This window comes from Tistrella mobilis, assembly GCF_039634785.1.
GTDB classification, from domain to species: Bacteria; Pseudomonadota; Alphaproteobacteria; order Tistrellales; family Tistrellaceae; genus Tistrella; species Tistrella mobilis.
In genome coordinates, this window is record NZ_JBBIAB010000008.1 from 1 (window position 1) to 19466 (window position 19466).

A 19466-nucleotide genomic window follows, 5' to 3' on the forward strand; every position below is an offset into this window, starting at 1 on the left:
CTACCCGCTATTACCTCTCCTCCGCCCGCTTGTCCGCCGCCGCCTTCGCCAAGGCCGTCCGCGGCCACTGGGCCATCGAGAACGGCCTGCACTGGGTTCTCGACACCACCTTCCGCGAGGACGAGGCCCGCGCTCGCAAGGACCACGGTCCGGAAAACCTCGCCATCATCCGAAAACTCGCCCTCAACGTCCTCAAAACGGCCAGGCCAACCATCTCCATCCGTCGCAAGCGAAAGCGATCCGGATGGTCCGACGCATTCGCCCGATCCGTCATCGGGCAAATGCGATAGCCCTGCGGACCGTCCCCGCACCGGTTGCCGCCGCGCGCGTTTGCACTATACTGCGCCGATCCGCGGCCCCTCGGGGGCCTGGGCGGCGCGTTTGCGGCCGTCCGCATGGTTCCTGCCGCCGCGATGCCCGCACCTTCCGCCCACATCCTGTCGTTCCCGGGGGCTTCAGATCATGAGCCGCGACGTCAAGAAAGTCGTCCTCGCCTATTCCGGCGGTCTCGACACCTCGATCATCCTGCGCTGGCTGCAGGAGAATTACGGCTGCGAGGTCGTCACCTTCACCGCCGATCTCGGCCAGGGCGAGGAGCTGGAGCCGGCGCGCGCGAAGGCCGAGATGATGGGCGCATCCGAGATCTTCGTCGAGGATCTGCGCGAGGAGTTCGTGCGCGATTACGTCTTCCCGATGTTCCGCGCCAATGCCCTTTACGAGGGCGTCTATCTGCTCGGCACCTCCATCGCCCGGCCGCTGATCGCCAAGCGCCAGATCGAAATCGCCCGTCAGGTCGGCGCCGATGCGGTCGCCCATGGCGCCACCGGCAAGGGCAATGATCAGGTCCGTTTCGAGCTTGGCTATTACGCGCTCGAGCCCGGCATCAAGGTGGTCGCACCCTGGCGCGAATGGGATCTCAACTCCCGCACCAGGCTGATCGACTATGCCGAGAAGCATCAGATCCCGATCGCCAAGGGCAAGCGCGGCGAGGCGCCGTATTCGACCGACGCCAACCTGCTGCACATCTCTTATGAAGGCCGCGCCCTGGAAGATCCCTGGGTCGAGCCGGACGAGGAGATGTTCACCCGCTCGGTCTCGCCCGCCGCGGCCCCCGACGAGCCGACCTATGTCGAGATCTCGTTCGAGCGGGGCGATGCGGTCGCGATCGACGGCGAGGCGCTGACGCCTGCGGCCCTGCTGACCCGCCTGAACGATCTGGGCGGCGCCAACGGCATCGGCCGGCTCGATCTGGTCGAAAACCGGTTCGTGGGCATGAAGTCGCGCGGCGTCTACGAGACCCCGGGCGGCACCATCCTGCTGGTCGCGCATCGCGCGATGGAGAGCCTGACCCTCGACCGCGGGGCCTCGCACCTCAAGGACGAGCTGATGCCCCGCTATGCGGAGCTGATCTATAACGGCTTCTGGTTCTCGCCCGAGCGCGAGATGCTTCAGGCGCTGATCGACCGGAGCCAGGAGAACGTCACCGGCACCGTCCGGCTGAAGCTGTTCAAGGGCAATGTGATCGTCGTCGGCCGCAAGTCGCCGAAGAGCCTCTATGACGAGGCCTTTGCGACCTTCGAGGCCGACCAGGTCTACGACCAGCGCGATGCCCAGGGCTTCATCAAGCTGAACGCCCTGCGTCTGCGTCTCGGCGCGCGCCGCGGCGATCGCCGCTGAGCGGACCCGGCGGGGGCGGCGCCGGTTTCGTGAACCGGTCCCGCCCGCATCGCTTGATGACAAAGCCTTGAAATCTGTGACGCGCGCGGTGGACAAGCCGCGCGCGTCGCCGTTCCATAGAGAGCTGACCGTCCGCATCCGCGGACGGACGGACGGCCGGCGCCGCCGGCGTCTCCCAAGGAGTGCATTTCGCATCATGACCAAGCACGCCGCACTTCCCGGCCGCCTGCTGATGCTCGGCTTCGGCAGCATCGGACAGGGTGTCCTGCCGCTGATCCTGCGCCATATCGACATCACCCCGGACCGGATCACGATCATCTCGCCCGACGATGCCGGCAAGGCCGTCGCGGAGGAATACGGCGTCACCTTCCTGAAGATGGCGCTGACCCGCGAGAACTATGCGGCCGAGCTGGAGCAGCGGCTGGGCCAGGGCGATTTCCTCTGCAACGTCTCGGTCGAGGTGTCGAGCGTCGCCCTGATCCGCAAGTGCCGCGAGCTGGGTGCGCTTTACGTCGACACCTGCGTCGAGCCCTGGCCGGGCGGCTATACCGACCCCGACCTCTCGCCCTCGCAGCGCAGCAACTACGCCCTGCGTGAGAGCGCGCTCGACGTGAAGCGCGAGCTGGGTGCCGGGCCGACCGCGGTCATCGCCCATGGCGCCAATCCGGGCCTGGTGTCGCATTTCCTGAAGGCGGCGCTGCTGGACATCGCCGCGGCGAGCGGCATGGATGCGACGCGGCCCGAGAGCCGCGAAGGCTGGGCGGCGCTGGCCCGGGATCTGGGCGTGAAGGTCGTCCATATCGCCGAGCGCGACACCCAGAAGGGCCTGCCGCCCAAGGAGCGCGGCGAGTTCGTCAACACCTGGTCGGTGAACGGCTTCGTGGGCGAGGGCTGCCAGCCGTCGGAACTCGGCTGGGGCACGCACGAGCCGGAGCTGCCTCCGGAGGGCCGCCGCCACGATTTCGGCTGCGATGCCGCGATCTACCTGATGCGTCCGGGTGCCGGCACCCGCGTGCGCACCTGGGTCCCGAGCGAAGGCCCGATCCACGGCTGGCTGATCACCCATAACGAGTCGATCTCCACCGCCGACTATTACACGCTGCGCGACGAGGCGGGCGAGGTGGTCTATCGGCCGACCTGCCATTACGCCTATCACCCCTGCGACGAGGCCGTGCTGTCGCTGCACGAATTCGCCGGCAAGAACTGGGAACTGCAGCCCCGCGTCCGCATCCTGATGGACGAGACCCAGCCCGGCGGCGTCGACGAGCTGGGCGTGCTGGTCAACGGCCCGGCCAAGGGCAGCTACTGGTACGGCTCGCAGCTGACCATCGACGAGGCCCGCGAGCTGGTCCCGCACAACAACGCCACCAGCCTGCAGGTGACGGTGTCGGTGCTGGCGGCGATGATCTGGGCGATCGAGAACCCGAATGCCGGTGTGGTCGAGCCCGAGGATATCGACGAGCGCCGCATCCTCGAGATCTCGACCCCCTATCTCGGCACCATGGCCGGCTACTGGACCAACTGGACCCCGCTTCAGGACCGCGAGACCCTCTTCCCCGAGGATCTGGACCGGAACGAGCCCTGGGCGTTCAAGAACGTCATCGTGCGCTGATCCGCAGCGCGGATCGGTTCTGACGACAAGGCCCGGCCCGCGATTGCGGGCCGGGCTTTTGTCATGATGAGGGTGATCCAGGACGATTCTGGATTGCCTCTGTGATGCGGCCAACCAATTTGTCGATCAGCATCTGGAACTCTTCAATCCCCATGCGACGAGCGAGAACGAGCAGCAGGATTGTTTGAAGGACTATCAGGGAGAGCGGCCCTGTCCAGCTATCCAGAACGGAGAAAAATACGACGTCAAGGAGTATGATGATGATCAGAATAAAAATGAAACGCTCTTCGCGTCGAGCGTCTCGTTCTGCCTCCAGGTTCTGTATTAAATTTGCCAGGCTTGCGTCTTCGGAACGCTCCAGCTGATGGGAAATCTTCCCTAAAACAGCCGATGTGTCATCCTGTTCATCATGAACCACTTTTCAGCCGCCTTGCGTATTCTTCGAGGATGGCTTCATTGGGGATGACTGCGCCTCTAGTGTCAGGGCGGTAATGCTGCGCCCAGGCACCTTGATCCCAATGCGTGACACCCACCAACTGTCCTGGCGTCATATTGCGCAAGCTTTGGAAGGTGCGTTCCATAACGTCTTTTGCTACCGGATCCGTGACTGGTGCAACCGTGTGGAATACCGGACCAATCTCATTGCGACCGAAGGCTTTCACGTGATGGTAGAGCGACGGCTCAACCGGACCGTAATCCCATGCTTCAAAATGGCCGTCTATCAATGGCGTTCCAGTCCGACCAAGATGCATCATATGCGAGATATAAAGGAGCTTCTGGAGTTTAAGATTACTCAGGCTCCATTCGGATGCTTCACACAGATACTTCGCGGCACTCAATGTCGGAACGGTCATCGCAATCTCCTCGCCCGAATGTTTTTGTTTTGTTCTGCGGACGTTACGAATCTTCCAGGCAGGTATATTATATAGTGCTGACTATGAGTTTTGTCAAAGCATCACCGTGGGCATGGTTGATTTTCATAAAAAATAATCAATCAAAACTTCTGTTGGTTGTATGAAGCTCATACTTCGCAACCTCATTCATCTGAAAACCATCAATCCCGACAAGACGTATAGCCTCCATCCGCCCCCGCACCGGCAACGGCCAGGCGTCGGCGGCGAAAGCCGCGGCGGCTGCCGTGACCGGCTCCGCTTCCAGGGCACCGGTCAGGGTCAGATGCGGATCGAAGGGGGTGTCCGGGCGGCGGGTCGGAAGGCCCGGACCATCATGCAGGGCGGCGTGAAGGCGGGTGAGCGGCCCCCTGCCGTCGAGCGCGCGCAGATAGAAGGCGTATTCGCGCCGCCCGTCGTCCAGATGGGTGTGCGGATCGCCCAGGGTCAGATCGAAGGCCGGTTCCGTGGCCGCAAGGGCAGCCAGGGCGGTTTCAAGGGCCGGCCGACAGGCCATGGCGGCACCGAAGACCAGTGTCAGATGCGGGGGCACCAGGGTGGCCCGCGCCGGTTCGTGGCGGCGGCGGAAGGCATCGATCCGATCGGCATCGGCGGCAGCGAAACGCGGGAGGCAGAGGACATAGAGCATCGACCGTCGCTCCCCTCCCCTGACGTTCCGCTCAGAGCTGGGTCATGTCGATGCCGCGGCGGGCACAGGCCGCCTGCAGCGTGTTCGAGAGCAGGCAGGCGATGGTCATGGGGCCGACGCCGCCCGGCACGGGCGTGATATGCGCCGCCACCGCCTTGACCTCGTCGAAGGCGACGTCGCCGACCAGGCGGTCCTTGCCGCCGTCGGTCGCCGGCGGCAGGCGGTTGATGCCGACATCGATCACGGTCGCACCCGGTTTGATCCAGAAGCCGCGCACCATCTCGGGCCGGCCGACGGCGGCGACCACGATATCGGCGGTGCGCACCATCTCGGGCAGATCCTTGGTGCGCGAATGCGCGATGGTGACGGTGCAGTCGCGGCCGAGCAGCAACTGGCCCATCGGCTTGCCGACGATGTTGGAGCGGCCGATCACCACGGCATGCCGGCCGGCCATGTTCTGGCCCAGGGTCCGGTCGAGCAGCATCAGGCAGCCGAGCGGGGTGCAGGGCACCAGGGCCGGCTGACCGGTGGCCAGACGGCCGGCATTGACCGGATGGAAGCCGTCGACATCCTTGGCCGGATCGATCGCCTCGATCACCTTCTGGGCATCGATCTGGCGGGGCAGCGGCAGCTGGACCAGGATGCCGTCGACCTCGGGATCGGCGTTCAGCTGCGCCACCAGGTCGAGCAGGGCCGCTTCGGAGGTGTCGGCAGGCAGCTTGTGTTCAAGGCTGCGCATGCCGGCCGCTTCGGTCTGGCGATGCTTGTTGCGGACATAGACCTGGCTTGCCGGATCCTCGCCGACCAGCACCACGGCGAGGCCGGGGCGGATGCCATGGCGGGCATAGAGGCCGCCGACGCGGGCCGCGGTGGCGGAACGCAGATCCGCAGCGACGGCCTTGCCGTCGATGAGTTCAGCTGAAGCCATGGGGTGTGTCTCCTTCGGGAGTCGGGCTCAGTTACCGAGGTCGGGCTCAGTTACCGGGGTCAGGCTCAGTTACCGATGTCCGGCTCAGGCGCCAAGGCCGCGGGCGCGGGCGGCGATGTCTTCGGCATCGGCGAAACCCTCGCCCTCGATGCCCAGCCGCTTGGCACGATCGGTCACGCCCTGGACGACGCGGACCCGGTTGCGGGCGATGCCCAATGCCTCGGCGACCAGCCGCTCGACCGCGGCATTGGCCTTGCCGTCCTCGGGGGCGGCGGTCACCTTCACCTGGAGCCGCATCCGGCCGTGGCCGTCATCGCGGGCAGGTTCTATGGCGGCCTTGCGCGCCTTGGGCTGCACCTTCACGAAGATCGAGACATTGGCCGGCCCCTCGCGTTCGACCGCGGGAGCCGCCATGCCGGTCATATCGTCGCTCATCGGATCAGTACATCATCCCGTAGGCATAAGGTGCTAGCCAGCCATTGACCACGATCTTGAGGAAGTTCAGCAGCAGCAGCAGGATCAGCGGCGACAGGTCCAGCCCGCCGAGGCTGGGCAGGAAGTTGCGGATCGGGCGCAGCACCGGTTCGGTGATCCGGTGAATGAAGCTGCCGATCGCGTAGACGACCTGATTGTTGGTGTTGACGACGTTGAACGCCACCAGCCAGCTCAGGATGACACTCGCGATCAGGATCCAGGTGTAGATCTCGATCGCGGCATTGAACAGGAAGAGCAGGCCTTGGAGAAGCGACGCCATGCGGGGCTCCCTCGTACTCGGGCTGCCGCATGTCCGATGCGGCGTTCTGACGGGTCGGGGCGGAGTATAGCGCAGCCGTCGCGGGCGGCCAGTCGATTGTGACGATTCTCTGAGAGAGGCGCTTGACAGCATCCCGCCCTCACGCCAATATCCGCGCCGTTCACCACCGGTGCCCGACGGGCTTCCGGCGGGGCGGGTGCGGGGCCGTAGCTCAGTTGGGAGAGCGCTAGAATCGCACTCTAGAGGTCGAGGGTTCGACTCCCTTCGGCTCCACCAATTCCCGCTTGAACGCGACTGACTGACGAAAAGGCCGGCTTCTGCCGGCCTTTCGTGTTTCCGGACCCGTGTTTGTCCGGAAGGCGCTGCCCCGAGGAGGTGATGCCCGTGACCGGACCGTCCGAAACCATCTATGCCGGGCTGGAACAGCTGGGACGGAGCACCGACCTCCCGGCCTCGCCGGATCAGGCGGTGCTGGAGCGGGTGGCGAACCCGCATCCGGGCACGCGCTATGCGGTGCGCTTCGTCTGCCCGGAATTCACCTCGCTCTGCCCTATCACCGGCCAGCCGGATTTTGCGCATCTGGTGATCGACTATGTGCCGGGCGACTGGCTGGTCGAGAGCAAGTCGCTGAAGCTCTATCTGCACGCCTTCCGCAACCATGGCGACTTCCACGAGGCCTGCACTGTGGGCATCGGCAAGCGCCTGGCGGAGCTGCTTGCACCGGAATGGCTGCGGATCGGCGGCTACTGGTATCCACGCGGCGGCATTCCGATCGACGTGTTCTACGCCACCGGGCCGGTGCCGGCCGATCTCTGGATCCCGGATCAGGGCGTGCCGCCCTATCGCGGCCGGGGCTGAGGACGGAAAAACCGGGCTGAGGATGGAAAGCCCGACCGTCGGGGCCGACGGCCGGGCTTTTGCGGGCGGATATAAGGGGCGTTGCCGGCTTACTTGAACGGCAGCGGCACGTATTTGCCGTTCTCGACCACCGTCATCTGGAAGGCGCTGGCCATGTTGTTCTCGGCGTCGACGCCGGTCAGCTCATAGGGGTTGCGGTCGGCGGGCAGGGTCTTGGAGGCTTCGGCCAGCGCACCCATGATCTTCTCCGGATCCTCGGTGGTGCCGGCGAGTTCCATCGCCCGCACGAAAACCATCAGCGCGGTATAGTTCAGGCCGATTTCCGCCACCGCTTCCTCGTTGGCGCCATACTTCTCCTGGTATTTCTTGATGAAGGCCGGCGCGTTCTTCGAGGGGTAGTATTCGAGCGGCAGATTGCCGACCAGGCCGTTCATCATCTCGATGGGGACGATGTTGTCCATCTCCTCGGGCTTGGCCTGATCCATGATCACGAAGCCGCCCTTGAAGCCCTGCTCGCGTGCCGCCTGCACGATCAGCGCGGTCGGCTGCGACGGGCCGCCGATGAACAGCACATCGGGCTTTTCCGACAGCGCCTTGGCGACCGCGCCCGAGAAGTCGGTGGTGGTGCGATAGTCGACGGCGTTGTCCGTCAGCACCTCGCCGCCCATCTCCTTCCAGGTGGCGCTGAAGCCCTTGGTCCATTCCTTGGCATAGGCGTGGGTGCCGGGGATCATGCCCAGCCGCTTGCCGAACCGGCTCATCGCCGCCTCGGCATAGGGCTTGAACAGGGCATTGTAGCGCGGCGGGATCATCATCTGCAGCGGGTTGCCCTGCTTCAGGATCGCGGGCTCGCTGGTATAGGCGCCGATGATGAATTTCTGCGGCCCCTTGGTGTTGAAGCCCTGCGCCGCCAGGATGCCGCCCGAATGGGGGATGAACACGATCCGCGCGCCGTTCTGATAGACCAGACGCTGGGCGTTCACCGCCGTCTCGTTGGGCAGGTAGCGGTCGTCCAGAGACTGGATTTCCAGCTTCACCTTCTGGCCGCCGATATCCATGCCGCCGGCCGCGTTCACGTCGTCGGCCGCCATCTCCAGGCCGCGGAGCGCGTTGCGGCCATAGAGCGCCGCACCGCCCGACAGCGGGCCCGAATAGCCGATCACGGCGCTGTCGGCGGCCTCGGCTGCGTTGCCGGCGAACAGCGTCGCGCCGGGCAGCGCCATCACCGCCGCCACGGCCGCCGCGATCAGAACCCGCCGGCGGGTCGTCTTCCGGATCTCGTCGATGACCATCTTCATGACATCTTGCCTCCCTTGACTGTCCCGGTTCCGTGCCGGGTTTGCCGATCCCTGGTGCGATCCGAGCGTCGTCGTCCTGTCTGCGTCAGGCGCCGACATAGGCGCGGCGGACCTCGTCGTCGGACATCAGCGCCTCGCGCGTGCCCTCGGTGGTGATGTGGCCGGTCTCGATCACATAGCCGCGGTCGGCGATGGCGAGAGCGGCATGGGCGTTCTGCTCGGCAAGCAGCACCGTGGTGCCGCTGCGGCAGATCTCGGCCGCCGCATCCAGCACCTGGCGGACCACCAGCGGTGCCAGGCCCAGCGTCGGTTCGTCGAGCATCAGCAGGCGCGGCCGGCCCATCAGGGCGCGGCCGATCGCCACCATCTGCTGCTGCCCGCCCGACAGCGAGCCGGCCGGCTGGTCGGCCTTCTCCACCAGAATCGGGAACAGCTCGTGGACCCGGGCGAGGGTGCGGGCGACGGCGGCCTGGTCGCCGCGGCAGGTATAGGCGCCGAGCATCAGGTTCTTGGCGACCGACAGATCGGGGAACAGCCGCCGGCCTTCGGGGCAGTGGGCGATGCCCCGGGCCACGATCTTTGCCGGCGCCGCTTTGGAAATGTCGTCGCCATCGAAGACGATCCGGCCGCGGGTGACACGGTGCAGCCCGCTGATCGTGCGGAACAGCGTGCTTTTGCCGGCGCCGTTGGCGCCGAGCAGCACCACCAGCTCCCCCTGACCCACCGTGATCGAGATGTCCTGCAGCACCCGGAAGGCGCCGTACTGGACCGAAACCCCGTCAAGCGTGAGCATGGGCGTCGCTCCCCAGATAGGCGGTGATCACCGCATCGTCGGTGCGGATCTGGTCGGGCGTGCCCTCGGCGATCTTGCGGCCGTGATGCAGCACCATGATCCGGTCGCAGAGCCCCATCACCATCTTCATCTTGTGCTCGATCAGGCAGACGGTGACCCCGGCCTCGGCGATGCGTCGGATCAGCCGACCCAGATCATCGGTCTCTTCCGGATTGATGCCGGCGGCGGGCTCGTCGAGCAGCAGCAGCCGGGGGCCGCCGACCAGGCCGAGCGCAATCGCGGCGCGCTTCTGCTGTTCCTGGCTGATCAGCCCGGCCGGGCGATGGGCGACATCGGCAAGGCCGACGAAATCCAGCGCCTCCATCGCCCGCATGCGGGCCTCGGCGCTCTCGCGGCGCTCGCGCGGGCTTGCGATGAGGGCATCGAGCAGCCCTGCCCGGGTGCGGTGGCGATAGCCCACGATCACATTCTCGAGCACGCTCGCCTCGGCGAAGAGATGCGTGGTCTGAAAGGTGCGGGCCATGCCGCGCGGCGGCATGTCGTGGGTGCGCAGCCGGGTGACGTCCTCGCCGCGGAAGGTGATGGTGCCCGATGTCGATCGGTAGAACAGGCTGATCAGGTTGAAGAAGGTCGACTTGCCGGCGCCGTTGGGGCCGATGATGCCGGTGATGCCGCCTTCCTCGACGGCAAAATCCACATCACCCACCGCAACGAGCCCGCCGAAGGCCTTGGTGAGGCCGCGGGTTTCCAGGATGGCGGTCATGGACGGACGGTCTCCCCGGTCTGGCCGCGGACGGGGGCGGCGCTGCGCGGGCGCGGCCGGTCGGGCATCAGGCGGTGCAGGATCAGACCGGCGGCGCCGGCGATGCCATAGGGCATGAAGATCACCAGTGCGATCAGCGCCGGGCCGAAGGCCAGCATCTGGTACTGCTGGAAGGCCTGCAGAAACTGGGTAAGGGTGTAGACCAGCAGCGTGCCGATCAGCGGCCCCGAGATCGAGGCGATGCCGCCCAGCAGCACGTAGAGCAGCATGTTGAAGGTGATGTCGACCGAGGCGATGTCGGGGCCGAGGAAGCCGATGAAGCTGGAATAAAGCCCGCCCGCCACACCGGCATAGATGCAGGCCATGGTGAAGGCCAGCCGCTTGGCCGACATCACGTCGATACCGGATGCCGAGGCGAGCGGCTCGCTCATCCGCACCGCGAGTAGGGTGCGGCCGAAAAGCGACGACTTGATCCGCCAGGCGCAGAGCATGGCGAGCAGCAGGAAGCCCGCGGTCAGATAATAGCGCGAGGTGAAGTCGTCGAACGTGATCGGCCCGATGGGGCTGGGGCCTGGAATGCCGACCACGCCGATCGGGCCGTTGGTCAGGCTCTCCCACTTGTCGAGCACCTGGTAGATGATCATGCCGACGGCGAGGGTGAAGATGGCGAGGTAGTGGCCCTTGGCACGCAGGCAGATGCTGCCGACCACGAAGCCGATCGCCCCGGTGACCAGAATGGCGACCACCAGCGCCGGCCAGAAGGGCCAGCCCAAATCGGTGGTGAGCAGGGCCACGGCATAGGCGCCGATGCCGAAGAAACCGGCATGGCCGAGCGAGAGCAACCCGGTATAGCCGAGCGCGATGTTGAGCCCGTAGGCGCCGATGGCGAAGATGAAGCCGGTCAGCACCACCTGCATGTGATAGGGGTTGGTGACGACCAGGGGCAGGGCCAGCACGGCCACCAGGAACAGGCCGAGCCAGACCCGGCTGACCAGCCGGCGCCGAGGGTTGACCGGCGGGCGGGGATCGGGATGTGTCATCGCCTCAGGCCCCCTTCGCGAACAGGCCGGAGGGACGAACGGTCAGCACGAGCGCCAGGATCGCGAAGGCGATCAGATCCTGATAGTCGGTCGCGAGATAGGTACCGCCCAGGCTTTCGGCGAGGGCGAGGCCATAGCCGCAGACGATGGCGCCGGCCACACTGCCCATGCCGCCGATCACCACGATCACGAAGGCCTTGAGGCCCACGACCAGCCCCATGGAGGGCGAGATCAGGTTGATGGGTGCGATCAGTGCCGCAGCAGCCGCGGCGAGGCCGGCGGAGAGCGCGAAGGTGATCATCGAGATCCGCTCGGGATCGATGCCGACCAGCTGCGCGCCCACCCGGTCCTGCGACACCGCTTCGATCGCAGCACCGAGGGCGGTGCGCTTCAGGAACAGGAACAGCACCGCCATCAGCCCCATGCCGGCGACGATCAGGATCAGCTTCTGTTCGGTGACCGTGGTGCCCCAGAGATCGACGACCGCACCATAGGGCGAGGGCAGCCGGCGGAAATCCGCCCCCCAGACCAGCTGCGCGAAGGCCTCGAGGAACAGCATCAACCCCACGGCCGCAATCATCATGTTCACATGGGGGGCGTGACGCAGTGGCCGGAAGGCCAGCCTTTCGACCAGGACGCCGACCACGGCGAGGGCGGCCACCGCCAGCACCATGCCGATCCAGTAGTGCAGGTCCAGCCCGGTCACGGCGGCAAAGGTGACATAGGCGCCCAGCATATAGAGATGCCCGTGGGCGAAGTTCGGGATCTCCATCGTTCCGTAGATCAGTGTCACGCCAAGGGCCACAAGGCTGTAGACACTGCCCAAGACCAGACCATTCATGACCTGTTGGGCAAACAGCTCCATCGCGCGCATCCCTCCCAGGGTGTACCCGGCAGGCCTCGGGTGGTGGCGGCTGCGTGGCGCGCGCACGTCTTCCCGGCCCTCCGGTGGCCGGGCGCGAAACACGCCGGCCATTTGTCCCGGAAGCTTAGCGACGGATTTTCATCTCGGTCAAACGTCTAATTGAAATAGATGTCTGTGGCGAAATTCTGCATTGCACAAAAATTTCGCGTTCGGTGATCAGATCGGCGCAGGATTGCGCGGCTCGTGGGCGGACATGCAGCGCAATATGTCTCGGATACCGATGTCAGCGCCGGCGTCGGCTGCGGCCGTGTCGGCCCGGCAGTTCGGGCCAGTCGACCAGCTCTGGCGGCCGCTTCGCGATCCAGCGCAGGAAGCCCTGCATCTCGGGCGCGGCCCGCAGCGCCTCGGCGGTGTTCAGGTCGCGGGCCAGGCGCTTCTCGTCGAACAGGCGGTGGATCATGCGATGGCAGATCCGGTGCAGCACGGCCTGTTCGCGCCCGCCTTCCGAGACCGGCACCCAGTGGTGCCGGTCGGTGGCCGCCGCCAGATCGGGCAGCGGCCGGCGGCAGATGGGGCAGATCGGGGTCAGCGGCGGGCCATGTGGCGGTTGAGCCGGGCCTCCACGCGGGCGAAGACCCGGGTCAGCAGCAGGGTGATGACGAGATAGATCACCCCAGCGGCCAGGAACAGTTCGGTCACGGCGAAGGTCCGCGAGATCAGGGTGCGGGTGACCCCCATCAGGTCGAGGATGGTGATGGTGCTGGCGAGCGCGCTCGCCTTGATCATCAGGATCACCTCGTTGCTGTAGGCCGGGAAGCCGTAGCGGATCGCGATCGGCAGGATGATCCGGCGGAAGGTGAGCGCCCGGCTCATGCCCAGCGCCTGGGCCGCCTCGATCTGGCCGCGGGGCACGGCCTGTATGGCGCCGCGCAGGATTTCCGCGGTATAGCCGCTGGTGTTGAGCGCGAAGGCGATGATCGCGCACCAATAGGGCTCCCGCAGGATCGGCCACAGAAAACTGCTGCGGATCGCCGGAAACTGCGACAGGCCGTAATAGATCAGGAACAGCTGCACCAGCAGCGGCGTGCCGCGGAAGAAGAAGATATAGCCGCGACCGAACCAGGCGAGCAGCGGGTTCTGCGAGATGCGCGCCATGGCGACCACCAGGGCGAGGGCCGCCCCGATGATGAGCGCCAGGGCGACGAGCTGGAAGGTGGTGCCCAGACCGCCGGCCAGCCGCTCCCAATTGTCGAAGATGACTTCCCACCGCATCGCTCAGGCCCTCGCGCCGGTGGCGGGCGCCGGTGCGGCGCGCCGGCCGGTGCCGCGGGCGGCCCAGCGTTCCATGCGGGCGATGCCGATCTCGGCGATCAGGGTGAAGAACAGATAGATGAGTGCCGCGGCGAAGAAGAAGGTGAAGGGCTCCCGCGTGGCGCCGGCGGCGACATGGGCCTTGCGCATCAGCTCGTCGAGCGCCACCACCGACACCAGGGAGGTATCCTTCATCATCACCAGCAGCAGATTGCCGAGGCCCGGCAGGGCCAGCCGCCAGACCTGCGGCAGGACGATGCGCCGGAAGGTCAGGCGCGGGCTCATGCCCAGCGCCCGGGCGGCTTCGATCTGGCCCTTGGGCAGGGCCGCAAGCGCGCCGCGGAACACCTCGGTCGCATAGGCGCCATAGGCGAGGCCCAGCGCCACCACACCGGCGACGAAGGGGCTGACCGAAACCTGGGTCTGGGCGCCGGCGGCGGTGAGGGCGTTGTTCACGATCACCGGCAGGGCGAAGAACACGAACAACACCACCAGCAGCTCGGGAATGCCGCGGATGACGGTGGTATAGGTCTGGCCGATGCCGCGCAGAACCCGCGACCGGCTGGATTTGGCAAGAGCGCCCGCAAGGCCCAGCACCAGCCCCAGCGCCAGCGACGGCGGGATCAGGGCGAGCGTGATTGCCGCCCCCTCGATCAGCAGGCCGCCATAGCCTTTGAAGTCGAACATCGAAGCGGGACCGTTCCCTGAAAGCGGTGCATCGTCCCGGCGTCGGGCCGATGCCATCGAACCGCGAAGGCCGGGACATCGCTGCCCCGGCCATCCGACGGTTCCGGTCGACAGGCCCCGGCCATGGGCCGGGCAGGCGGTCACTCGCCGTAGATGTCGAAGTTGAACCACTTGTCGTTGATCTGCTTGAAGGTCCCGTCGGCGCGGATCGCGGCGATCGCCTCGTTGAACTTCGTCACGAGCGCGGTATCGCCCTTGCGGACCGCAACGCCGATGCCTTCGCCGTACCACTTCGGATCGGCAACCGGCTTGCCCACGAAGTGGAAACCCTGGCCGTCGCTGGTTTTCAGCCAGTCACCCAGGATCGGCTGGTCGGCAAGCGTGAGGTCAGCGCGGCCCGAGACCATGTCCAGATTGGCCTGATCCTGGGTGTCGTAGAGCCGGATATCACTGTCCTTGTAGTTGTCTTCCAGATAGGTGACGTGGGTCGTCGACCGCTGGACGGCGATCACCTTGCCGGCCAGTGCCTTGGGCGAGGTGTCGTCATAGGTCTTGTCCTTCGGCGCCACGAACTGGCCGGCCGACAGGGCGTACTTGCTGGAGAAGTCCACCGACTGCTTGCGATCCTCGGTGATCGACATCGCCGCGATGATCGCATCGTATTTGTTGGCGAGCAGGCCCGGAATGATGCCATCCCAATCCTGGGCGACGATCTCGCACTCTGCCTTCATCTTTGCGCAGAGGGCATTGGCGATGTCGACGTCGAAGCCGTCGAGCTTGCCCTGCTCGTTCACGAAGTTGAACGGGGGATAGGCACCCTCGGTCGCGATGCGGATCTTGTCGGCCGCGGCAGCACTGCCGGTGGCCAACCCCAGTCCGATGACGGCGGCGCTCAGGATACGGAAAATGCCCACGTGTCGATCTCCCTCGACGATACTCGATCCTTCCGCACCGTCCGGGGCCGGCCTTCAGGCACGGCCCACCGGCTCCCCCGAACCGGCGGCCGGACCCTGGGGCCCCGCCGCTGACGGATGCGGTATTGCTAAGATCTAGTAAAGCCGGGCCGCAGGGGCCGGTTCAACGACAAAACGCGGGCAAGGCCTGTGAAACGTCAGGATGCGTGGGCAGTGGCCCCATGCTCGTGATGGGCGCGACCGGCAACCCGCATCGCGGGGCGATCGATCTGGCCAAGCCGGGTCGGGTCGGCCGCCAGAACCTCCATCACCTGCCGCCAGGCTTCCGCCGCACCGGGGCCGACGGCCGCGAAGGCCTTGTCGAGATAGCCGGTCTGCAGGGCCGACAGCCGGGCTTCGAGCTTCGCGCCTTCGTCGCTGAGCCGCACATTCAGCATCCGCCGGTTCGACGGCACCGGCGTCAGCAGAACCAGCCCCTGATCCAGCAGCTGGCGCATCGGCCGATGCAGCGCCTGACGCGACACCCTGAGCTTGTCCAGCAGGTCGGTCAGCGTCATGTCGGGGCCCCCATGCCCCACGAAATACAGAATCCGATGGTGCGACCGGTTCAGACCCCGTTCGGCCAGAATGCGATCAGGTTCCTCGACGAGGAAGCGAAACGCGAAGTGGAACAATTCCAGATCACGATCGTTGCTGCCGCCCTCAGTGCAGGATGCCATCAGCTTTGCTCCATGCGCTCGTTATGTTTCTTGCGCAACTGGTTTCTGGCAGATCATGAAGCGACATGCCTGATCAGTCACGACCTGTACACAAGATATAACACGAGAGTTAACTATGTGTATCCGGCGCTCCAGAATTATCGCAGCCGGCTTGCAAGAAACTGACGACAACGGTCGTTGACTGGGTTTTCGAAGACCTGTTCAGGGGGGCCGTCTTCGGCGATGACCCCCTGGTCGAAGAACGCGACCCTCGAAGACACCTCCCGCGCAAAGCCCATCTCATGCGTGACGATCAACATCGTCCGGCCTTCTTCAGCAAGACTGCGAATGACACGCAATACTTCGCCGACCAGTTCGGGATCGAGTGCCGAGGTCGGCTCGTCGAACAGCATCACGCGGGGATCCATGGCCAGCGCCCGGGCGATGGCTGCGCGCTGCTGCTGGCCGCCTGAAAGTTCCGCAGGATAGTGCCCGGTCTTGTCGCCGATGCCGACCTTCTCGAGCAGGCGACGGGCGGTATCGGCGGCCTCGTCGCGGGGGCGGCCGAGCACATGGACCGGCGCCTCGGTCACGTTCTCGAGCACCGTCAGATGGGGCCAGAGATTGAAGCTCTGGAACACCATGCCCAGCCGGGCGCGGATACGGTCCAGCTGGCGGGGATCGGCCGGCTCCATGCCGCCGCCACGTGCGGGCTTCAGGCGGATCTCCTCACCATCGACACGGACGACGCCCTGATCGGGCATTTCCAGCATGTTGATGCAGCGCAGGAAGGTGCTTTTGCCCGATCCGCTGCTGCCGATGATCGAGATCACATCGCCTTCGGCCGCCTGGAGAGAGACCCCCTTCACCACCTCCAGATCACCGAAGCGCTTGTGCAGGCGCTCCACCTCCAGCGCCCAGCGTGTCGTCGTCATGTGCCCCCTTCATGGCCGCCGCCGGCCGTTCTGGTTTCGCCGATCCCCGCCGCCCCTTCGGACGAGGCCTGTCTCTGGGACGGGATTATGACGGGCGGGCGGCCCGGAGGAAACCGGCAGTGGCACCGATCACTCGGCAGGTGGCGGCACGTCGCTGGTGGTATCGTCGAGCGCGGTGATCCGGGCCTCGACCTGACGCCGGTCGGGCGAGTCCGCGGGCAGCACGTCGAGCAGGCGATGCCACAGGCTGCGGGCCTGATCCAGCTCGCCGTCGCGGGCATGGACCTCGCCCCCCAGCCAGAGCGCCATGTCGTGTTCGGGCGCCAGCGCCAGCGCCCGGTCGCGGGCGGCGCGGGCGGCGGTGATGATCCGCGGGTCGAGGTCGCCGTCGTCCGGAACCTCGACCCGTGCCTGCATCAGGGCGAGCTGCAGGTCCATCACCCGCGGATTGGCTTCGGCGCCGCGGGCAAGGGCAGCGCGCGCCGCCGCCGGATCACCGAGAACGGTGTAGGAGCGGGCGAGACGCAGCCAGCCATCGGGGTCCTCGGGCGCGTTTTCCAGGCGCGAGGCCAGCCCCTGAACCATGCCGCGGATCATTTCGGCCTGGGCGGGCGGCACGGCCATGCCGCCGGGTGCCTCTGCGGCCTCGCCCGGGCTGCGCCAGCTTTCGGGGATGAGGCCTGCGACCGGCCGGCCAAGATCGCCGGCGGCGCGGCGGATCTGACGTTCCAGCTCGGCCCGCCACGGGGCGTCGGCGGGGGTGTCGGCGGCAAGCGCCACCCAGCGTTCCAGCGCCTCGGCAATCCGGCCGCCCTGGGCATCGGCAAGGCCCAGATAATAGCGGGCCGCGGCATTGCCGGGATCGCGGGCGACGGCACGGTCGAACAGCACCCGGGCATGCTCGTCGACCTGTCCGCCGCGGGCGATCACCTCGGCGGCGGCGGCGCTGGTCAGCAGGTCGACGTCATCGGGGGCCAGGGCCAGCGCCCGGGCGAAGGCGCGGGCGGCCTCGTCATGGCGCCCCAGGCTGCTCAGCGCGCGGCCGAGCAGGGTCCAGCCACGGGGGTCCTCGCTGTCGGCGCCTTCAAGTTTGGTCGCAAGCTCTTCGGCCAGCTTCGCCAGATCGGCATCGCTCGCCCGGGCAAGCGGCCGTTCCGCCGCCGGATGGTCGGGCAGGCCGGGCTGGCCCAGACGCAGATAGACGCCGACGGCGATCATCGGCACCAGCAGGATCAGGATCGCCGCCAGGCGGTTGGCCCGGCGTCGTTCCTTGCGGCCTGAAGGCGCATGATGCGGTTCCGCCCCGCGGGCGGCATCGGCGGCAAGCAGCCGGCGCTGGATCTCGAGCCGCGCGGCCGTCGCCTCCTCGGCCGTCAGCCGGCCCTGGGCGAGTTCGGTATCGACCTCGGCCAGCTGATGGCGGTAGATCGCGATGTCTCCCAGCCGGGCGGCCCCGCGTTCGCGGGCGCGACCTTTCAGCACCGGCAGCAGCAGCACGGTCAGGGCAAGCAGAGTGACCAGGGCGATGACCGCCCAGAACCAGAGACCGGTCATGTCTGGGGGCGTCCGTCCTTGGGCGGCGTGTCGTCTTCGTCGGATCCGGAGGCATCGGGGGCGCCGTCATCCGCGCCGGCCGCCCGGGTCTTGTCCGGCGCCGGATCGAAGACCTCGTCCGTGCCGGATGGGGCGGGACCGGTTTCGTCGAGCAGCCGGGCCAGGCGCCAGGCCTCGTCGTCGTCGAGCGGGCGGGCGAAGCCATCCTCGGCGGCGCGGGCGGCATAGGCGCGGCGCTGGCGGCGGATGAAGCCGATCGCGATCGCAGCCCCGACCAGCAGGGCCAGCGCCGGGGCGCCCCAAAGCAGATAGGTGGTCGACTTGACCGGCGGCCGCATCAGAATCCAGTCGCCATAGCGGTCGACCATGAAGGTCAGAATGTCGTCGCGGCTGCGGCCGGCCGCCACCTGCTCGCGCACAACCTGACGCAGGTCGCGGGCCAGTTCGGCATTGCTGTCCTCGATCGACTGGTTCTGGCAGACCAGGCAGCGCAGTTCCTTCGAGATCTCGCGCGCCCGGCGCTCTTCCGCCGGGTCGGCCAGCGGAACCTCGGGCTGGGCGAGCGGGCCCGGGGCCACGCTGCCGGGGGCCGGCATTTCCTGGGGCGCACGCTGTGCCGGGGCGTCGGTCTGCTGGGCCAGCACCTGCGGGGCGGAGACGACCAGCAGGGCGGCGATCGCGAGGCAAGCGGCGCGGGTCATTCGGCCGCCTCCTTCAGCAGCGGACGGATGCGGTCTTCCAGCGCCTCTTCGGTCAGCACGCCGATATGCTGGGCCAGGATGCGGCCCCGGCCGTCGACCACGAAGGTTTCCGGCACGCCCGAAATGCCGAACTCGATGCCGGTCCGGCCGTCGATATCGGCACCGATGCGGGTATAGGGGTCGCCATGGCGGTCCAGCCAGCGGCGGGCATCCTCGGGCCGGTCCTTGTAGTTGATCCCGACGATGCGCACACCCTCTTCGCGGGCCATCTTCATCAGCAGGGGGTGTTCGGCCAGGCAGGGCACGCACCAGGACGCGAAGAAATTGACCAGAACCGGCCGGCCGTCAGCCAGATCCGCCGCGGCGAGCCCCTGCTCCCGGCCCTCGATCGGCCCGAGCGCGAAGGCCGGGACCGGCTTGTCGATCCGGCCCGACGGCACGGCCCGGGGGTCGAGGTCGAGCCCGGTGAGAAACACCCCGGCCAGTGCCAGGAACACCAGCACCGGCAGGACGTAGATCAGACGCTTCAGCATCGGCGC

At 66.8% G+C, this 19466-nt stretch carries 24 protein-coding genes and 1 tRNA gene; 5 read left to right on the top strand and 20 right to left on the bottom strand.

From position 1 onward, the window contains the following. The 3 genes from WI697_RS12970 to WI697_RS12980 form a co-directional block, all read left to right on the top strand. A partial coding sequence (locus WI697_RS12970) for an ISAs1 family transposase (RefSeq protein WP_345958754.1) occupies positions 1-290 on the top strand: 290 nt, incomplete at its 5' end. Between the two features lie 172 nt (positions 291-462). Continuing rightward, the gene (locus WI697_RS12975; protein WP_062769523.1) at positions 463-1677 is read left to right on the top strand and encodes an argininosuccinate synthase; all 1215 of its coding nucleotides are present in this window, start codon (positions 463-465) and stop codon (positions 1675-1677) included. Between the two features lie 196 nt (positions 1678-1873). Further along, on the top strand, positions 1874-3289 hold the full coding sequence (locus WI697_RS12980; RefSeq protein WP_345958755.1) for a homospermidine synthase: 1416 nt from the start codon (positions 1874-1876) through the stop codon (positions 3287-3289). Positions 3290-3350: 61 nt separating this feature from the next. Here the strand turns inward: WI697_RS12980 and WI697_RS12985 are convergent, their stop codons facing one another. The 6 genes from WI697_RS12985 to WI697_RS13010 all read right to left on the bottom strand — a co-directional run bounded on the left by WI697_RS12985 (position 3351) and on the right by WI697_RS13010 (position 6510). Beyond that, the gene (locus WI697_RS12985; RefSeq protein ID WP_345958756.1) at positions 3351-3707 is read right to left on the bottom strand and encodes a hypothetical protein; all 357 of its coding nucleotides are present in this window, start codon (positions 3705-3707) and stop codon (positions 3351-3353) included. After that, positions 3697-4143 carry a Panacea domain-containing protein gene (locus WI697_RS12990; protein ID WP_345958757.1) on the bottom strand — a complete coding sequence of 149 codons (447 nt, stop codon included), beginning with the start codon at positions 4141-4143 and terminating at the stop codon, positions 3697-3699. The genes WI697_RS12985 and WI697_RS12990 overlap by 11 nt, the downstream gene beginning before the upstream one ends. Before the next feature lie 136 nt (positions 4144-4279). Continuing rightward, the gene (locus WI697_RS12995) at positions 4280-4828 is read right to left on the bottom strand and encodes a 2'-5' RNA ligase family protein (protein WP_345958758.1); all 549 of its coding nucleotides are present in this window, start codon (positions 4826-4828) and stop codon (positions 4280-4282) included. Positions 4829-4859: 31 nt separating this feature from the next. Then, complete coding sequence (gene folD, locus WI697_RS13000; protein WP_345958759.1) at positions 4860-5756, bottom strand: bifunctional methylenetetrahydrofolate dehydrogenase/methenyltetrahydrofolate cyclohydrolase FolD; 897 nt, start codon at positions 5754-5756, stop codon at positions 4860-4862. A gap of 84 nt (positions 5757-5840) precedes the next feature. After that, entirely contained in the window at positions 5841-6191 is a 351-nt protein-coding gene (locus WI697_RS13005) for a DUF167 domain-containing protein (RefSeq protein ID WP_014746614.1), read from the bottom strand. Between the two features lie 4 nt (positions 6192-6195). Beyond that, the gene (locus tag WI697_RS13010; protein ID WP_014746613.1) at positions 6196-6510 is read right to left on the bottom strand and encodes a YggT family protein; all 315 of its coding nucleotides are present in this window, start codon (positions 6508-6510) and stop codon (positions 6196-6198) included. Between the two features lie 200 nt (positions 6511-6710). Between WI697_RS13010 and WI697_RS13015 the strand changes: the two genes are divergently transcribed. After that, a tRNA-Ala gene (locus tag WI697_RS13015) sits at positions 6711-6786 on the top strand. 102 nt (positions 6787-6888) lie between these two features. Then, positions 6889-7368, top strand: coding sequence for a preQ(1) synthase (queF, locus tag WI697_RS13020; RefSeq protein WP_062763057.1), 480 nt, complete (start codon positions 6889-6891; stop codon positions 7366-7368). Between the two features lie 89 nt (positions 7369-7457). On the opposite strand, the gene WI697_RS13025 is transcribed toward queF, so the two are convergent. The 14 genes from WI697_RS13025 to WI697_RS13090 all read right to left on the bottom strand — a co-directional run bounded on the left by WI697_RS13025 (position 7458) and on the right by WI697_RS13090 (position 19460). Next, entirely contained in the window at positions 7458-8666 is a 1209-nt protein-coding gene (locus WI697_RS13025; RefSeq protein WP_296715592.1) for an ABC transporter substrate-binding protein, read from the bottom strand. 85 nt (positions 8667-8751) lie between these two features. Further along, positions 8752-9459: an ABC transporter ATP-binding protein gene (locus tag WI697_RS13030; protein ID WP_062763059.1), complete on the bottom strand. Its 708-nt coding sequence runs from the start codon at positions 9457-9459 to the stop codon at positions 8752-8754. Beyond that, positions 9446-10222 (bottom strand): ABC transporter ATP-binding protein, encoded by a 777-nt coding sequence (locus WI697_RS13035; protein ID WP_345958760.1) that lies wholly within the window; start codon positions 10220-10222, stop codon positions 9446-9448. The genes WI697_RS13030 and WI697_RS13035 overlap by 14 nt, the downstream gene beginning before the upstream one ends. Continuing rightward, the gene (locus WI697_RS13040; RefSeq protein ID WP_345958761.1) at positions 10219-11262 is read right to left on the bottom strand and encodes a branched-chain amino acid ABC transporter permease; all 1044 of its coding nucleotides are present in this window, start codon (positions 11260-11262) and stop codon (positions 10219-10221) included. The genes WI697_RS13035 and WI697_RS13040 overlap by 4 nt, the downstream gene beginning before the upstream one ends. Before the next feature lie 4 nt (positions 11263-11266). Next, the gene (locus WI697_RS13045; RefSeq protein WP_345958762.1) at positions 11267-12127 is read right to left on the bottom strand and encodes a branched-chain amino acid ABC transporter permease; all 861 of its coding nucleotides are present in this window, start codon (positions 12125-12127) and stop codon (positions 11267-11269) included. 283 nt (positions 12128-12410) lie between these two features. After that, the gene (locus WI697_RS13050) at positions 12411-12587 is read right to left on the bottom strand and encodes an HNH endonuclease (RefSeq protein WP_228382237.1); all 177 of its coding nucleotides are present in this window, start codon (positions 12585-12587) and stop codon (positions 12411-12413) included. Between the two features lie 125 nt (positions 12588-12712). Beyond that, positions 12713-13399 carry an ABC transporter permease gene (locus WI697_RS13055; RefSeq protein WP_345958763.1) on the bottom strand — a complete coding sequence of 229 codons (687 nt, stop codon included), beginning with the start codon at positions 13397-13399 and terminating at the stop codon, positions 12713-12715. A 3-nt stretch (positions 13400-13402) separates the two neighbouring features. After that, positions 13403-14125, bottom strand: coding sequence for an ABC transporter permease (locus WI697_RS13060; protein WP_296715587.1), 723 nt, complete (start codon positions 14123-14125; stop codon positions 13403-13405). A gap of 140 nt (positions 14126-14265) precedes the next feature. Then, positions 14266-15039 carry an ABC transporter substrate-binding protein gene (locus tag WI697_RS13065; protein ID WP_062763068.1) on the bottom strand — a complete coding sequence of 258 codons (774 nt, stop codon included), beginning with the start codon at positions 15037-15039 and terminating at the stop codon, positions 14266-14268. Between the two features lie 197 nt (positions 15040-15236). Beyond that, a complete protein-coding gene (locus WI697_RS13070) occupies positions 15237-15758 on the bottom strand; it encodes a MarR family winged helix-turn-helix transcriptional regulator (RefSeq protein WP_062763070.1) in 522 nt (173 codons plus the stop codon). A 137-nt stretch (positions 15759-15895) separates the two neighbouring features. Next, a complete protein-coding gene (locus tag WI697_RS13075) occupies positions 15896-16672 on the bottom strand; it encodes an ABC transporter ATP-binding protein (protein WP_345958765.1) in 777 nt (258 codons plus the stop codon). A gap of 129 nt (positions 16673-16801) precedes the next feature. Then, positions 16802-18226 (bottom strand): c-type cytochrome biogenesis protein CcmI, encoded by a 1425-nt coding sequence (gene ccmI, locus WI697_RS13080; protein WP_345958766.1) that lies wholly within the window; start codon positions 18224-18226, stop codon positions 16802-16804. Further along, complete coding sequence (locus WI697_RS13085; RefSeq protein WP_345958767.1) at positions 18223-18927, bottom strand: cytochrome c-type biogenesis protein; 705 nt, start codon at positions 18925-18927, stop codon at positions 18223-18225. Before WI697_RS13085 ends, ccmI begins: the two co-directional genes overlap by 4 nt. Next, positions 18924-19460 (bottom strand): DsbE family thiol:disulfide interchange protein, encoded by a 537-nt coding sequence (locus tag WI697_RS13090; RefSeq protein WP_014746598.1) that lies wholly within the window; start codon positions 19458-19460, stop codon positions 18924-18926. Before WI697_RS13090 ends, WI697_RS13085 begins: the two co-directional genes overlap by 4 nt. Positions 19461-19466 lie beyond the last annotated feature (6 nt).

Bases quoted from the DNA above. Each gene is read 5' to 3' on its own strand.
- WI697_RS12975 (WP_062769523.1), top strand. From the start codon at position 463: ATGAGCCGCGACGTCAAGAAAGTCGTCCTCGCCTATTCCGGCGGTCTC.
- WI697_RS12980 (WP_345958755.1), top strand. From the start codon at position 1,874: ATGACCAAGCACGCCGCACTTCCCGGCCGCCTGCTGATGCTCGGCTTC.
- WI697_RS12990 (WP_345958757.1), bottom strand. From the start codon at position 4,143: ATGACCGTTCCGACATTGAGTGCCGCGAAGTATCTGTGTGAAGCATCC.
- WI697_RS12995 (WP_345958758.1), bottom strand. From the start codon at position 4,828: ATGCTCTATGTCCTCTGCCTCCCGCGTTTCGCTGCCGCCGATGCCGAT.
- folD (WP_345958759.1), bottom strand. From the start codon at position 5,756: ATGGCTTCAGCTGAACTCATCGACGGCAAGGCCGTCGCTGCGGATCTG.
- WI697_RS13005 (WP_014746614.1), bottom strand. From the start codon at position 6,191: ATGAGCGACGATATGACCGGCATGGCGGCTCCCGCGGTCGAACGCGAG.
- WI697_RS13010 (WP_014746613.1), bottom strand. From the start codon at position 6,510: ATGGCGTCGCTTCTCCAAGGCCTGCTCTTCCTGTTCAATGCCGCGATC.
- queF (WP_062763057.1), top strand. From the start codon at position 6,889: ATGCCCGTGACCGGACCGTCCGAAACCATCTATGCCGGGCTGGAACAG.
- WI697_RS13025 (WP_296715592.1), bottom strand. From the start codon at position 8,666: ATGAAGATGGTCATCGACGAGATCCGGAAGACGACCCGCCGGCGGGTT.
- WI697_RS13030 (WP_062763059.1), bottom strand. From the start codon at position 9,459: ATGCTCACGCTTGACGGGGTTTCGGTCCAGTACGGCGCCTTCCGGGTG.
- WI697_RS13035 (WP_345958760.1), bottom strand. From the start codon at position 10,222: ATGACCGCCATCCTGGAAACCCGCGGCCTCACCAAGGCCTTCGGCGGG.
- WI697_RS13040 (WP_345958761.1), bottom strand. From the start codon at position 11,262: ATGACACATCCCGATCCCCGCCCGCCGGTCAACCCTCGGCGCCGGCTG.
- WI697_RS13045 (WP_345958762.1), bottom strand. From the start codon at position 12,127: ATGGAGCTGTTTGCCCAACAGGTCATGAATGGTCTGGTCTTGGGCAGT.
- WI697_RS13050 (WP_228382237.1), bottom strand. From the start codon at position 12,587: ATGATCCACCGCCTGTTCGACGAGAAGCGCCTGGCCCGCGACCTGAAC.
- WI697_RS13055 (WP_345958763.1), bottom strand. From the start codon at position 13,399: ATGCGGTGGGAAGTCATCTTCGACAATTGGGAGCGGCTGGCCGGCGGT.
- WI697_RS13060 (WP_296715587.1), bottom strand. From the start codon at position 14,125: ATGTTCGACTTCAAAGGCTATGGCGGCCTGCTGATCGAGGGGGCGGCA.
- WI697_RS13070 (WP_062763070.1), bottom strand. From the start codon at position 15,758: ATGGCATCCTGCACTGAGGGCGGCAGCAACGATCGTGATCTGGAATTG.
- WI697_RS13075 (WP_345958765.1), bottom strand. From the start codon at position 16,672: ATGACGACGACACGCTGGGCGCTGGAGGTGGAGCGCCTGCACAAGCGC.
- ccmI (WP_345958766.1), bottom strand. From the start codon at position 18,226: ATGACCGGTCTCTGGTTCTGGGCGGTCATCGCCCTGGTCACTCTGCTT.
- WI697_RS13085 (WP_345958767.1), bottom strand. From the start codon at position 18,927: ATGACCCGCGCCGCTTGCCTCGCGATCGCCGCCCTGCTGGTCGTCTCC.
- WI697_RS13090 (WP_014746598.1), bottom strand. From the start codon at position 19,460: ATGCTGAAGCGTCTGATCTACGTCCTGCCGGTGCTGGTGTTCCTGGCA.